Source organism: Heliorestis convoluta, assembly GCF_009649955.1.
GTDB lineage: Bacteria > Bacillota > Desulfitobacteriia > Heliobacteriales > Heliobacteriaceae > Heliorestis > Heliorestis convoluta.
The window spans coordinates 1,218,249-1,232,298 of sequence record NZ_CP045875.1; the positions used below are offsets into that span (position 1 = coordinate 1,218,249).

Consider the following 14,050-nt stretch of genomic DNA (forward strand, 5'->3'; position numbering starts at 1 on the left):
ACTCCTTCCCGTATTTAATCGTAATATTTACAATAGTTTTTAAGCAAAACATAAATTTGTTAGATAATTAGTTTGACACTTTTTGCCATGTTCCTGCATGGTGGAATGAATAATACGGCTTAAATTTGATTATGGTGGTCCGAACTATTCGTTCTTAATTAGCAAAGATAATAGAATAGACTAAAGTTAGAGTTAAAGTTAGGCTGGATAGACATAAGCTATTAAATATGTAATAGGAAGAAACTCGTCACAAAGCTCATCACCTTAACTGGTGGTGGGCTTTTTTTTGATCTATAAAGCATACTCATGCACAACCATATTCCGGGCAAAAAAGGGCAAGATCAGCACTACATATAGTGTCTTGGAGCAAATCTTGATACTAGATATAGTGATTTTATCCTTGGATCATCAAGGGGGCACTTGAACATATTCGCATGCTCAAAGGACTCCCCAACCCCGTGCATATCTTTTTTGAAAAAGAGAGCATCAACACAGAAGATGAAAAAAGTGAAATAATGCTAACCATATTAAGCACCTTGGCTCAAGAAGAAGCTAGAAATATTTCAGAGAACGTAAAATGGGGCTTCAGAAAGTTAGCCGAGCGAGGGATCGTGAAAGTACCGGGCTATCTCTTTTATGGATTCGACTCTGATGAGAATGGGAACTGGATTATCAACGAAGAACAGGCGAAAGTGATTAGAAGGATTATCGATGAATACCTAAAGGGCCAAAGCTATAGAGCGATCGCCAAAGGTTTAACAGAAGATGACATATTGAGCCCCGGTGGCAAGAAAGCATGGAACGCGACAACCATAAAGGATATTTTGCGTTCAGAGAAAAATGTGGGCCATGTCACATTTCAAAAAACCTTCGTTACTGATTACCTTTCATCAAAGCGTAAAAGAAATGAAGGAGAACTGCCGCAATACATTATCGAAAATCATCATACACCCATCATTGAACAGGAAGTATATGAAGCGGTTCAGCAGGAGATGGAACGACGAAGAAATCATGAGAAAAAAGAAACGAGGCATAAAAGTGAATTCTTTAATGTTCTTTACTGCGCTCACTGTGGAAGCCTAATGTGGCACAACTTTTCGAGTTCAAAAATGATAGATGGTAAACGAAAGAAGTACCATTACTGGAGATGTGCCGCAGCGTCAGGAGACGTATTTACGATAAAGTGTGAAGTAAAAAGTTACCGAGAAGAGATACTAAAACAAACCTTTATGACTATGCTAAAGGAAATGAAAGAAAACCCACAGCTATCCATTGAAGCAAAGGGAGCCATAAAAGAAATGGACCTCAATGAAGAAGAGCAAAAACACATGGACAATCTGCACCATGACAAAAAAGAACATTACAATGAGCTCTACAATATCGTTGAAGAACTAGGCGTTATTGATACCCAAAGCCCAGAGATACAGGAAAGGACAGACAAAATCATCGCCCTTGAAAAAGAGCTAGAAGGGTATAACGAAAGAATAGAAAAAGCGAAAGACATGCAAAAGGAGCTAGATTGGCTATTGGCAGAGTTAAGTCAACTCCAAAGAATCACAAAGAAGTCAAAATTCCGAGATGATATATTCCGGCGACTTATCAAACGTGGGGAAGTCTACGCAGACGGCCGCATTGTTTACGACCTTAGCTTGGGGATAAAATGGACGGCCTATGGCGCTGAGCAGAAGATGCCGAAAAGTAAGGATAGGAATAGGAAGTGAGGGGATTGAAAAAACCACCGAGTTAGCCTCTAGGGTTTAGATGGCTACTTGGTGGTTTTTTTCTGTATAATAGTATTAAGGTTATTAGGTACGCGATGTGTCAGAGAAAAATTAAGATGACTCGGTCCTGTAAGAATGGTAGCGGGGAAAGAAACACTGTTTTAATATGCCAAGAGGGAGGCAACTTCAGAAAAAACTCTCAAACAGAAGGATTTCAGATGTTTTCCAAAGAAAAAATAACCAAAGGAATATACACTATACATCAAGCTTGAGGCAACTTAAATTAATTGAGGTGAGAGCGTTGAAGTGGCAAGAAGTGCGTTCATTGTATCCCAATCAATTTGTAAAATTACAAGTATTGAAGTCTCGGTTAGAAGGTACGCAGGAAATCATAGAGGACATGGCTGTAGTCGGTATGGTTCCAGATGCCAATGCAACTCGTGAATTATTACAGTCAAAAGGCGAATATCTCGTGTATCACACCAGCCATGAGGAAATTGTCCTAAAGGTTCGTGGCGCCATTGGCTTGAGAGGAAAAGTAAGTTATGCAGATTAAGTATCGTGACGGTTTATTGTTTGTGTCAATAAAGCTTGTTTATCAAGGTAGGTCTAAAGTAATTGATAATATGGTTATCGATACAGGATGTTGCTTCTCACCTAATTTGTCGGAACCCTTCTCACTGACAATATCGTGAAAAACATAACGCCTACCTGCCACCTGCATGAGAGGTGAAGCGACACTCATTTTTACGGAACCGCCATTCAATGTGGATATTGTGAATAATGTGAATATCCCGCCAAGCCAAAAAAGACCTGGCGGGATTTGTATTGTTCAACCAATGCCCTGAACACCTCGTTGACGTGCCATATCTGCTAAGATACGACCAATCTGACTTTCTTCCACAATATCGGTTTGCGTCCGTTCGGCATCAAAGAGTGCCAATGTGCAAATGTGATTAATCATTCGAGGAATGCCTCGAGTGGAGGCATATATCTGTCGAATCGCTCCAGTTGCAAACAGAGGCGTTGTTCTTTGGGCAATCTCCATTTGGTGACGAATATAAGAAGATGTTTCCTCTTCATTGAAGCCATTAAGGTGATATTGAAGACTGACTCGTTGCGCAATGGCATCGTAGCGATTTTTCCGCAAGGTAATTCGCAGTTCCGGCTGTCCGACCAGTATCAAAGATAATAGAGAGCGAGCATCCATACTGCTGTTCAAAATATATCGCAATTCTAGCAGCATGGCTGGCGTTACGTCTTGGGCTTCGTCGATGATCACGACCAGTTCTTTGTCGCGGGCAACTTGGGCCAGTCTTTCTTGAAAGCGACGCTTTGCTTTGGTTACACCAAAAGGGACTTCTTCCCCAAGGTGTCGAAGCATCGATTCGTAGAAGTCACGAGGTTTCATATCAGCTTGACAGAGATAGGATACAGAAAAGCGCATTGTGTCTAAACTATCTACCAGTTGTCGAATCAAAGTAGACTTACCACTACCTACCTCTCCTGTTAGCACACCCAAAATACGACGCTCCACCATAAGTTGAAGACGAGCAAAGCCTTCTCGGTGAGCAGCAGATTGGAAGAGTTTGTTCGAAGATAGCTCTCGAGAAAAGGGGTCTACGGTTCCTTGCAGAGTTTGTACTTCCATCATTGTTCTCACCTCTTGCAGTCACTGGCTTTGCTACAGTAAAACCGATATCGTTCCATTGTTGCCGGCGCTCCGTTTCGGCCACTTGAAAGAAATCGATACCCGATGAAGAACTTTTCTCTAAAGATGGGCTCTCTTTTTTAGAACCACCCGATGTTCTAGAAGGATCGGTACGTACTCCTTTGTGGTAGGAACTTTCTAGAACCAAGGGTTTGGCATTGTTTTTTCGCTCTCCATCAAGCCAAACCTGGATCATAGAGAGGTCAAAAGGATCAAATCGAAGGATGACCTTTTCTCCACAGAGCTCCGAGTCAACAGTATAGATATTGCCAAAAACATGGACACAAGAGGTTTTATCGACCTTTCTTTGTTCTTGCCACAGAAAGACTTCCGTCAAGTCAACAGGACTAATTCGTCGAGGTGTTCGCTTTATTTGCTTTAATCGTTCTTGAGGCGACATTTTAGTGGCACCGTGTCGACGTAAATGATAGTAGCCGTCGAGCCAGGCATACCAGGCTTTATTCAGATCATCTAAGGTCCGAAGCTGGCCCGCTTCAATAGCACCGTATGCTTCAGGCTTGAAGCTACTATCAACAAATTGGAAGAACTTCTCAACTTTACCACGCCCCTGGGGACGGTACGGGCGACTGTGAATTAATTGAATCGCAAGACGTCCACAGATCCGTGCAAGATGATGAGACGAGAAGACGGCTCCGTTATCAACATAAAATTTCTCGGGCAATCCATGCTTTAGAATAGCTTTTTTAAGGCTATCTTCCATCCGAGGTAACTTTTCATCGAAGTAAAACTGGCTATGTACAATGTAACGACTGCGATCATCAAGGATGACAAAAAGGATGGCTTTACGGCGCTTTTTGCTGTCATTGGGATCGGGGATATAAAGCGTATGTTGAAAGTCTGCCTGCCAGAGCTGGTGGACATCTTCGGCTTCAAAACGCCGATGCTCTTGCGGTATCGATATTTTTTCGCGCGAGACACCCGAACGTGTAAGATACCTTGCCAGTGTGCTTGCAGCTACTGTGCCTGGTTCTGTAATGCCACCTTTTTCTAACAGGTAAATAATTTGGGCTACAGACCGTTCAGGGCGTTCTTTGCGCAATGCAATTGCTTTATCTACAATGTCTGAAGCGATAGCGTTGTAGGCTTTGGGACGACTCTTTGGCTTTAGACCTTCCCAACCCAATTGACGATAGGCCGCAATGTATCGTTCTAGCGTGCGCACGCCAATTCGACACTTGTCACTTCCAGGAATGGTGTAACTTTGTGCCGCAATTTCTTTCAGTATTTGTGTTTGTTCCCCCACTGGCATGGCTGTTTGTCGTGAAACAATCGGGGCAATGAGGCTGTAGCGAAAAGCCGCGACTTGCTCTGCATGAAAATCTTCCACTAAACTTTCCCTCCGTCTGTCGGTTTTTGACGGATTTTCCGTCTCCCCTCATTTTCGCGTAAAGGTAGATTTTTTTCGACGGACAGGTTTTGTGGGATTTATAGGGCGCTCAAACCAAGTCTTATTTTTTTTGGCTTTGAATCCACTGCAGTAAACCGCCACTCAATCTTTTGTCTTTTTGCAGGCACTCTTGCCATAAACAGAGTAGCCACCCTAGGTTTGTTCGCGGTTTTTTTGCTCCGATGGGCAGGTCTAGGAAAGGATATCGTTGTAATAGAAGTGCTCTGGTATCATTTCCCCATTGTTTTTCCCACTTTTTCCAGTGGGTAAGCCAACGTCTCACCGTTTTTACACTGTAAGAACTGGTACCGGCGATTGTTGTATCTGCAATCTTTTCTTGACTTTGACCTTCGCTTTCTTGTTCGATGGCCTTTTCTTGGATATCCAGTCCAGCTGTCTGATGAGGCAGCATAAAACAAGGTAGCAACCCCGCTGTTTTTTTGCATTGGGGACAACGAAAACGATAAATCCAGAGCTGATATACCGCTTCTATCGTGTAAAGGGTGCGATGAAAACGACCGTGCTTATGCAAGATTCCTTGCCATTGACATTTTAAACAACAGGTCGGGCGATGTTCTGCTGGACAGCTCTCGCTGAAAATTTCTAAATAAGTCTGGACAGATGCTATTTTTTCTAGTACGATCATATTGCTCTTGTAGCAGCCGTTGAAACGTGGTTGGCAGACCTTAGGCGTTTCAACGGCTTTTTGCTTTCTATTTAATTTCTCTTTCGGCCTAGACCAAATTGATTGACATATCAATTAAGTTGTTCACATGACATCCATTTTCCCATAACCCGACAGGGTAGACAAGAAAAAGCACTCATTTTACCGTCATGTAAAATGAGTGCTAACAACAGGAGCCGCTAAAACACTTATTTCTCAAAATGCAGTCGATGATATCGATTTACGAGTAGAAAGCGGAGATCATATTGTCACATACTACGGCATTGGTGGTAAAGAGCATGCATATACGAAGCAAGTTGACTCAATTCATATAGGCTCTTTGCAGTTAAAAGATTATAAGCTGGACTTTAGTGGAATGGATTACGAAGGTATCGATGGCTTATTAGGGCTTGATGTTTTACTAGATGCTGGCTTTATCATAGATCTTAAAAAACTAGAGATGTATCGCTAAGTAGAAAAGCAAATTTAATGGGAAAGGTGTCTCTGATGAGCAAAATTTACATTTGTTCTACGCACCGTGATACAAAGGCAAAAGTTATTCTTGAATTGCCTACAAGCGAAGAAGCAAAACAAGCCCTGCAACGAATTAAAAGGGAAAATCCAAAAATAAGTATCGGTGTTTATGGCTCAAGAGATTTAGCAACATTCAAACGAACACAACGGGCTTTAAAATCACCTACATTAGTTAAGTCAGTAGATGATTTCTTGGAAGCCATGAACGAAAAGGAAATGGAAACCGTTTAACCTAGAACCTCTATATTAGTGATCAAGTTGGTGACTAAGCCAGTGATCAAGCTGATGAAAAAAATGATGGACTACAGAATTACTGGAGTTTTGTACTTATCCGTATAGGGCTTAAAATGGTTTTAGAAACAGAGGCGTCGAAAAGGTTGGTCTGTACTTGGTTTGAGGGAGTGATCGTATGAAACCCAAAAAACTTTCTCGGGATGAGATACTCAAACTGGAAAGTGCAGTGGACGATGGTGTGTATGTTGCTCCTTCAAAAATATCTGATAAGCAAGAAATGGAAACGAAAAAGCTTATCGAAAAAATGAAAAATGCAAAAAACAGGCAAGATACCTAACCTAAGATATCTTGCGTGAACTGAACCCACTAAGGTCATGAGGACCAGGGTGGGTCTTTTCGTTTTCAGGGAGGCTCTTTTGCGCCCCAAAAAATCAAAATTAAGTAACTCTAAAGAAGCTCATCACCTTAACCGGTGGTGGGCTTTTATTTTTTTATCTACGAAGCATATTCATGCAAAATTATTTTTCTTGGAAAAAAGGCCAGATCAACACTACATCTAGTAGCTTGAAATCCAGCCCGATACTATACCTAGGTTTTTTATCTAAATCGGATCATGGGGCGCCGTACTCTGCCAGAAGTCAGTCACCATAGACTTCCTGAACCACAAGCGCGTCCCCAACCGAGATATCTTGCCACAATACTACATTAAGGACCACCACCCGGCCATTATATCGGAAGAAGAATTCCAAGCCGTTCAACAGGAGATCAAACGCCGATATAACATGCGCAAAGATCCCGATGGCAAGTATCGAATGAACTATAGTGGAAAAGCCTCTTTTTCCAATAAACTTTTCTGCGGCCATTGCGGCAGGCCTGTGGTCAGACGCAGACTAACATCCCAAACAAATGGCGAGAAGTATCTTTTCTCAGCCTGGCAATGTCGAGTACCGGTAGGGAGAGACCCAGACTTTAAAGGTTGCAATGGAAGGTACGTTTGGGAGATTGATTTAGAAGATTGTTTCACAGAGCTTCTCCGTGAAATGCGCAACAATAGGGATGAAGTTATCGCAGATGCAGAGCAGGCCATAGCAGATAAAAGGTTATCGGAAAAGGAGATTCAAGGCTCAGTAGTTACATTGTAAAAAGGTGACCTTAAAAAACCCCACCTTAAAACTAAGATGAGGTTCGATAAATCAGGTGATTGAACCGATGGCAAATTATCGGACTAGGTAAAAAAATGAGATAGAGAGGCGCACGAAGAAGAAATAGCACCCCACCGAGTCGGTTTTAATGTACCTGATTTGGTGGTTTTTTAGTTGTAGAAAAATATTACGTATTTGTCTAAAAAGGTAGAATTCATGTACAAGTTTAGTATAATTAAAAGTAGGAAAAAAAAGATGGCTCAGCCTGCAATAACGGTAGCGGGGAAAAGCCATCTTTTTCGTACAAATGTTTCCAGCCCTGCAATATCGGCAGCGGGGAAAGAAACACTGTCTTTAATTTAGTTGCTGTACAAATATCTTATAGCTTCTATATCCTATTGTCAACAGAAAGGTTAAAAAATATAACAGGGGGTTCTTATGAACTATCTAATATATTTTGATGAGAGCAATAAAATAGATCAATCTAATAAAGATTATTCTTACTATGGCGCTTTTGGAGACTATGATAGATCGCTGGCGAACTTAGTAAAAAAGGTAGCCCGAATATACAAAGAAAATAATTCAAAAAGTGAGCTGCATTTTACAGCGTACAAAAGTGACAATAGCGTAAAAAAATATTTTCAGGTTTTGCATTCTGTATTACAGGAAGACATTCGAATCAACATTCTAATCGTTAACAACAACGATGCACTTAAGGCTGCTTCAAATATTGGTTTATCGCCCAAAGAATTAAGAAGCTTATTTTACATTAAGATACCTGAGAGACTATTCTATGGTATCATAAGGGATTTGTTCTCAAATATACCCAAAGGTGAAGCGGTCAATGTAAAAATTAAAATAGACTGTAATGATGAGTACGATAACTTAGATTTAAATAATAAATTGATCGAACAGATGAATGCTCACTCGGCATATCGTAATAAAAACTACAGAGTTAATAAAGTGATTTCACAAGATTCCAATAAATCCATCCCACTTCAAATTATTGATACTTTTATGGGGATTGTCGTGTTTTTACTTGAAAAAGGTTACACGCAAAACTCAACCGCATCAATTGTAAAAGCCGACTTAATTTACAGGGTGTTGTCTGAGCAGGAAAACATCCTCCGCTTTCAAGAAAAAATTCGATTGTTTAAATGGACTGGGAATGAAGAACTAACTCAGATAAACATCTCAGATTATTTATCTCCGTTTATGGTCTATAAAACATCATTTGATATAGAAGAGACTACAAAACTACAGAGGATATTAGCTTCCAATCCAGGCATAAGTACAACCGAATTAAGAAAAGAAATGAATTACTCCAATCGTCAACTTAGACTGTTGCTAGGGTATATAGACCAGATAGATGGTTTAGGTAGAAACAACTTTTTACGTATTTAGGTTGACATGTTACGAAGAAAAAGGGGTGTGAGCAGGAAATGATGAAAGTTAAAAGAGGACTAGACGCATCTAGTCCCCTTAAGTGCAAGCCGAAGCTTACACCGCAATTCATATATTACACCCCAGCACTGCATGTAGAGGCAGTAAGTTTCCCTTGGTTTTAGATCATCTGAACTCGACCATTTATTAGTCGCATATCGAGTGGCGACAAACATTTGATACATATCTTCTGACTAGACCTTATAGCAACTCTGGGGAAATGTCAAGGCTAGATTTATCTTGAAATCACCAGATAAAAGAAGAATACGATCAATGCCCATAAAGGCACGCTGATCAGCGTACCAACAAGTAAACCTTTGAAAAAGTTGAAGCCTTCCAATTCAAAAACCCCTTCTATGCTCTTAAGTTTAGTTTAGCAAAAAACATGCTTTCCTAAACCAAACAAAGAGAGGGGTTGGTATGGTGGGGTGAAAAAACCAAATCGGTGTTCCTCTAACGAAGCTCATCACCTTAACTGGTGGTGGGCTTTTTTGATCTATACAGCATACTCATGCACAACCATATTCCGGGCAAAAAAGGGCCAGATCAGCACTATATCTAGTACCAAAAACAAAGCTTGATACTAGATATAGTTATTTTATCCTTGGATCATCAAGGGGGCACTTGAACATATTCGCATGCTCAAAGGACTGCCCAATCCCGTGCATATCTTGTTTGAAAACATAAACACTGATACCCCACAATGCCCGAAAACAGCGGGTTTTTGTGGGGTTTACTTCATTTTTGGTGTTTGTTTGGTGTTTAAAGATATTTAACGAAACTGAAAAATACCATGTAAAACAGGCTTTTACTGCACTTTCTGTTAATAGGCGTCCCTCGCAAGATAGACCAATGTGATAATCAACAAGTGTACGATCGTAAACGTCAATGATAGAGAGTAGGTAGAGAAACCTGTTTTCTTCGGCAATATATCCGTATTTGATCTCTGTCTCCCAAAGCTGATCAGAGGCAGTCACTTCTCGATTGATTGCTATTCTACGAGGGTATTTAACTTTTAGCTTTCGCTGTGGATTTAAGATGTTCAATTCTGCGCACAGGCGATAAACTTTTTTGTTGTTGATAACCAAATTGTGATTACGGCGTAAACATATTGCTAGTTTTCTATATCCGTAAGTGCTCTCTTCGCCGGCTATGAGCTCCATCAGCCATTCTTTGATTTGGTCATCGCTTACTGGTTTGCCGTCATTGGTTAATGAATAACCAGGAATGGGTCGTCCGCCCTTATCTTTTTTTAAGATTTTATTTTCAGTTTGCTGAGATTGACTCTGACGCTTTTTCCACAGGTAGTAGGTTCCTTCTTGGACGCCAACAATGCGAAGTACTGTGACTACAGGATAGCCCCGGCCAATCCACTTGTTGGCTATCTCTATCTTCTCGGAAAGCCGGGGCCCCGCTTTTTTAGAAGGTCTTTAAGAATAGCCACTTCTAAGTCTTTTTCATCCAGTAGTTTATTTAGTTGACTATTCTCATTCTCCAGTTCTTTGAACTCTTGGGGAGAAGGAACGTATGTGGACATCTTTTTTGAAGCAGGGCTTGTCTCTTTCCAAGCCTTGTGTTGTGAATTTCTCATCCAATTATTCAGTGTTGATTTATTGATTCCATGACGTCGGGCCACTGCGGTCATGTTGCCGCATTCTTTGACTTCCTAGACTAATTGTTCCTTAAAATCTTGAGGGTAACTTTTGCGTGTCATATCCATGTCCATGTCCCCTTTCGTTGTTTTCATTGTATCTCATTTAGGGACATGTCTCAATTCTGATTAGGGGGCTTAATAGGAAACCAAGCTACAGACTTATATTCTGATATTGACCTTCGTATTATCGTTAAAGAGGAAGTGTTTGAGGAATAGGAAAGTTTTACTAAGAAGATGCTAATTTAGGAGACTGCTGAAAAAGTCTCAATATTACCTTCATGATTAAAGGGAGAGGAAACTCTTCCTTTTTTCGTACGCTTATTTAGTTGTTGAAGTAAAAATGGTTTTATAGAGACAGAAAACATTTAGAAAATGGGTGAAGCTATGCTACCTAAAAAAGAATTACAGTGCACTTTATGATATATTGATTCCACTGGGCTGTACTTCTGGCCTCGTTGACCTGACATGGTGGTGTCCTCCTAAAAGTACTATTTTCTTAATTATAGTCTTTTAGGTCCCTACGGCAGCTAACCTAACACAGGGGGGGCACTTATCAGCGAGGCTGTCGTGAAGCTGGAGTATGGTGCTACCAATTGTCAGGACATCAACAAAGCTTCCAAGCTTTTTCGATAATTCTAAGGTAGCATCTATCATAACTTCAGAAGTAGCACGTTCAATGCAACGCTTTAGAAATTCTATTAACTCAGGCTTAAAGCGGTCATGGAAAGAAGATGGTGCAATCGTATGACCTGCCATTGATTTGTAGGTCCGTCTCAATTCAGCCATCGTTCTTTGAACGCCTACTCCAAAGCCTAAAACTAAAGCCCAGAAGAAAACAACCGGATCAACCTTACGATCTCTCTTTAAGAAGCCTACTTCTTCCGCTGTTTTCAATAACCACTCTTTGGGGAAAAGTTCTGTCAATCTTTTTTCTATAGCTTGCTCTTCACGTGGTAACTCTAGTATCTTGATTCCTCCGCATAACAACCTTCTTTTTTAGGTTATTCGACAAAGAAATCAAAAATCCTAACTGGAATTTATATCCTTCCATTGGAATTTACTTGCTTAGCCGAACACTGATGACGCTGAACATAAAAAAGCGAGGCTGTAATAACATAACAGCCTCGTGCTTAAGCATTTAATTATTTCTTAAATAATCTGCATGACGAATGGATATAGCTTTATTTTTGTCATCAATCGTAATTACGCAATCCCAAGTAGGCTTAATTTGAATAAGATTACTCGAATCAATCCAAATTACAGCATTTAACTCAATAGATCCATCCATAATCACCAATTTTTTTGTGGTATTATCAACTACGGCAGATAAATTCTCTTCAAGATTAATCTTCCAATCGAAAAAACTAATGTTTTTCACGAGAAGTTCTCCCTTCTATTTATCAATAATATTTCCATACCTGTCTAGAGAAGCTTTTCTGTTTGGATTTCCTATTTTCCAAGCCTTTTTGTTACCATTATATCCTAAATGACCAGAATTATCTTTCGTAATCGTCCATTTACCATTCGTGAATGTTCCACTTGTTTTATTTTCTGGTGTATTACCATTTTTGTCTTTGAACTTCGATAAATCTACTTTCATGCGTGACTTTTTCAAGCTATTAGGAATGCTATCAGCTGCTTTTTCAGCTGCTTTTTTACTAAAGTACGCACTAACTTGATTGTAAAGCCATGAACCTGCCGCAATAGTGGCTCCACCGATTACAACGGCTCCCGTAACTGTAATAGCTACTTGTCCTATACCAGGTATAAAGTAGATTCCCGCAGCCGCACCAATTGCAAACGTTTGAAACTCTCCTTCTTTGGGCTCGCCATAAGGGTTAAATGTAGTATCAATTGTATCTGGATGAAACGGATCTAAATATTCCTCTGGAATATAGATTATTTCATCTTCAGTATAATAGCCTGGTTCAAATAATTCTGATGGCACTTCTTCTAAGCTATCATATTCAAACCCCCATTCTACCAATTCTTCATCCCAAAAGTCGGGATTAAAATCTTCTTCAAAGTCCTCATTAGCAAAAGCAGGGGTAACGGTAGAGAAACATAATAGAGCAATTAAGAGTAAAGAAATACTGCGCTGATATTTTTTCATGCAAAACGCCTCCTTATTTAACAAAATATAGAAATATACTACTCCTGCAATTTTGTAAAATAAAGAATTATAATAAATGTAAAATTATGCTATAATATATGTCCTTGTTTCGACATTAGTGTCACTATTCCCTAGCAAGATAGCATGACTCACCATTTTGCGGCGTATGTTCTTTTATTTGATAACAAAAGATTTATGGGGTCAGGTGTTGCCATCAACGCATCATTATCTTATAGCAATTGAAAAAGCACTAATAGAATCTAAAATAATTGAATGGCAAAACTTTAACAACGCTCTTTCCGCAATTTATCATATAACACCCAATCAACACAATGACATCTACAATTTCGTAAAATTTTTAGAAAATACTCTCATAAAAGACAGCATAGACAATTATCCTTCATCATCCACTAGCGTGATAACGATGATACCCCAGGGGTGGTCAAATCTCCACAGCTTCTCAAAATCGTGACCGCGCCCGGGCCGCACGTGAAAAATCGCATAATTCAATAGGGGGGGTACCCCTAGAAATCGCAAATAAGCGCCACATAGCTTTGTAAGCCTTGATATAAAAGGGTTTACGGGTTATGTGGCTATTTTTATTATGTGTAATAGTTATAGGTTTTCGCTAAATAATTGCTGGTAAAAACCTTGATTTCAAAGCTGTTTTTAACCCTTAAAATGCGCAAAAAAAGACTTGATGTTTTCGCAATATAGAGTGATATATAGTGTAAACGAAAGCGAAAGGATGATGAAAATGGGGGTTAAAATTACCTATGAACTAAAAGGGCAGCGAAGAAAGGAGCTGGTACAGGCAATCAGCGAAGTGCTGGGAACAGTGGCAAAATATAAGAGCGTACCAACATGCGCCTATGAGATTGGAGACCTAGTGGTTGACCGAGAAGGGGCTGTAATCATCAATGACGGCATGACACCGGCAGAAGTTCAACATATGGTAACGGTGCTGGAAGCCCAAGGCTTTCTTCCAACAAACTATGGCGAGAATGCCTTTGACGGCATCGAGGTATCCATGCCAAGAGAGATGTTCACCGAAAAAGCACTGGAGAATCTCCACAAGATCGTCAATGCCAAAGGAGAACTAATCGCCAAGGCAATCGGCACCATGGATTTGAGAATTATCGAAAATGATGTGAAGGTGCGATTCCCATGGTTCCCGAGAACTGAAGACGGGGATGAAGTCAAACACTACACGCAATTTACAGAAGCCTTATGCAAAATGGCAATCGAAAGAAACCGCGTGGCTTCAACACCAAAGAAAAGTGAAAATGAGAAATATGATTTTAGATGTTTTCTTTTAAGGCTCGGATTCATTGGAAGTGAGTACAAGGCACTGAGAAAGTTTTTCCTTCGAAATCTCACTGGTAACTCAGCATTTAAGAATGGCAAACCGAATAACGAAAACTGA

Annotated in this window: 16 protein-coding genes; 8 read left to right on the forward strand and 8 right to left on the reverse strand. The window is 40.1% G+C overall.

The genetic code is table 11. The features are described from left to right. Positions 1–458 precede the first annotated feature (458 nt). A complete protein-coding gene (locus FTV88_RS05615; protein WP_162007914.1) occupies positions 459–1,721 on the forward strand; it encodes a recombinase family protein in 1,263 nt (420 codons plus the stop codon). Positions 1,722–2,022: 301 nt separating this feature from the next. After that, positions 2,023–2,277 carry a hypothetical protein gene (locus tag FTV88_RS05620; protein ID WP_151618596.1) on the forward strand — a complete coding sequence of 85 codons (255 nt, stop codon included), beginning with the start codon at positions 2,023–2,025 and terminating at the stop codon, positions 2,275–2,277. A 276-nt stretch (positions 2,278–2,553) separates the two neighbouring features. On the opposite strand, the gene FTV88_RS05625 is transcribed toward FTV88_RS05620, so the two are convergent. From FTV88_RS05625 to FTV88_RS05635, 3 genes are all read right to left on the reverse strand, one after another. Further along, a complete protein-coding gene (locus FTV88_RS05625) occupies positions 2,554–3,237 on the reverse strand; it encodes an ExeA family protein (protein ID WP_243137475.1) in 684 nt (227 codons plus the stop codon). Beyond that, on the reverse strand, positions 3,215–4,780 hold the full coding sequence (locus FTV88_RS05630) for a DDE-type integrase/transposase/recombinase (protein WP_207707922.1): 1,566 nt from the start codon (positions 4,778–4,780) through the stop codon (positions 3,215–3,217). The genes FTV88_RS05625 and FTV88_RS05630 overlap by 23 nt, the downstream gene beginning before the upstream one ends. A gap of 121 nt (positions 4,781–4,901) precedes the next feature. Then, positions 4,902–5,372 carry a DUF6431 domain-containing protein gene (locus FTV88_RS05635; RefSeq protein ID WP_153724778.1) on the reverse strand — a complete coding sequence of 157 codons (471 nt, stop codon included), beginning with the start codon at positions 5,370–5,372 and terminating at the stop codon, positions 4,902–4,904. 313 nt (positions 5,373–5,685) lie between these two features. On the opposite strand from FTV88_RS05635, the gene FTV88_RS05640 reads away from it, so the two are divergent. The 5 genes from FTV88_RS05640 (at position 5,686) to FTV88_RS05660 (ending at position 8,818) form a co-directional block, all read left to right on the forward strand. Next, a complete protein-coding gene (locus FTV88_RS05640) occupies positions 5,686–5,976 on the forward strand; it encodes an aspartyl protease family protein (protein ID WP_153724779.1) in 291 nt (96 codons plus the stop codon). A gap of 35 nt (positions 5,977–6,011) precedes the next feature. Then, complete coding sequence (locus tag FTV88_RS05645) at positions 6,012–6,269, forward strand: hypothetical protein (protein ID WP_153724780.1); 258 nt, start codon at positions 6,012–6,014, stop codon at positions 6,267–6,269. 178 nt (positions 6,270–6,447) lie between these two features. Beyond that, entirely contained in the window at positions 6,448–6,609 is a 162-nt protein-coding gene (locus tag FTV88_RS05650) for a hypothetical protein (protein ID WP_153724781.1), read from the forward strand. Between the two features lie 319 nt (positions 6,610–6,928). Beyond that, on the forward strand, positions 6,929–7,414 hold the full coding sequence (locus FTV88_RS15830; RefSeq protein WP_279236991.1) for a recombinase zinc beta ribbon domain-containing protein: 486 nt from the start codon (positions 6,929–6,931) through the stop codon (positions 7,412–7,414). A gap of 438 nt (positions 7,415–7,852) precedes the next feature. Further along, positions 7,853–8,818, forward strand: a complete 966-nt coding sequence (locus tag FTV88_RS05660; RefSeq protein WP_153724782.1) for a DUF3800 domain-containing protein — start codon at positions 7,853–7,855, stop codon at positions 8,816–8,818. Positions 8,819–9,450: 632 nt separating this feature from the next. Here the strand turns inward: FTV88_RS05660 and FTV88_RS05665 are convergent. The 5 genes from FTV88_RS05665 to FTV88_RS05685 all read right to left on the reverse strand — a co-directional run bounded on the left by FTV88_RS05665 (position 9,451) and on the right by FTV88_RS05685 (position 12,624). Beyond that, positions 9,451–10,248, reverse strand: a complete 798-nt coding sequence (locus FTV88_RS05665) for an IS3 family transposase (protein WP_368277584.1) — start codon at positions 10,246–10,248, stop codon at positions 9,451–9,453. Continuing rightward, positions 10,245–10,502 carry a transposase gene (locus FTV88_RS05670; protein ID WP_162007915.1) on the reverse strand — a complete coding sequence of 86 codons (258 nt, stop codon included), beginning with the start codon at positions 10,500–10,502 and terminating at the stop codon, positions 10,245–10,247. Before FTV88_RS05670 ends, FTV88_RS05665 begins: the two co-directional genes overlap by 4 nt. Positions 10,503–11,021: 519 nt before the next feature. Next, on the reverse strand, positions 11,022–11,498 hold the full coding sequence (locus tag FTV88_RS05675) for a hypothetical protein (RefSeq protein ID WP_162007916.1): 477 nt from the start codon (positions 11,496–11,498) through the stop codon (positions 11,022–11,024). 151 nt (positions 11,499–11,649) lie between these two features. Continuing rightward, entirely contained in the window at positions 11,650–11,889 is a 240-nt protein-coding gene (locus FTV88_RS05680; protein WP_153724785.1) for a hypothetical protein, read from the reverse strand. Between the two features lie 15 nt (positions 11,890–11,904). Next, a complete protein-coding gene (locus tag FTV88_RS05685; RefSeq protein ID WP_153724786.1) occupies positions 11,905–12,624 on the reverse strand; it encodes a hypothetical protein in 720 nt (239 codons plus the stop codon). Positions 12,625–13,381: 757 nt separating this feature from the next. Here FTV88_RS05685 and FTV88_RS05690 point away from each other — a divergent pair. Next, on the forward strand, positions 13,382–14,050 hold the full coding sequence (locus tag FTV88_RS05690) for a virulence protein (protein ID WP_162007917.1): 669 nt from the start codon (positions 13,382–13,384) through the stop codon (positions 14,048–14,050).

Coding starts and splice junctions, on each gene's coding strand:
- FTV88_RS05645 (WP_153724780.1), top strand. CDS start 6,012: ATGAGCAAAATTTACATTTGTTCTACGCACCGTGATACAAAGGCAAAA.
- FTV88_RS05670 (WP_162007915.1), bottom strand. CDS start 10,502: ATGACCGCAGTGGCCCGACGTCATGGAATCAATAAATCAACACTGAAT.
- FTV88_RS05660 (WP_153724782.1), top strand. CDS start 7,853: ATGAACTATCTAATATATTTTGATGAGAGCAATAAAATAGATCAATCT.
- FTV88_RS05650 (WP_153724781.1), top strand. CDS start 6,448: ATGAAACCCAAAAAACTTTCTCGGGATGAGATACTCAAACTGGAAAGT.
- FTV88_RS05690 (WP_162007917.1), top strand. CDS start 13,382: ATGGGGGTTAAAATTACCTATGAACTAAAAGGGCAGCGAAGAAAGGAG.
- FTV88_RS05685 (WP_153724786.1), bottom strand. CDS start 12,624: ATGAAAAAATATCAGCGCAGTATTTCTTTACTCTTAATTGCTCTATTA.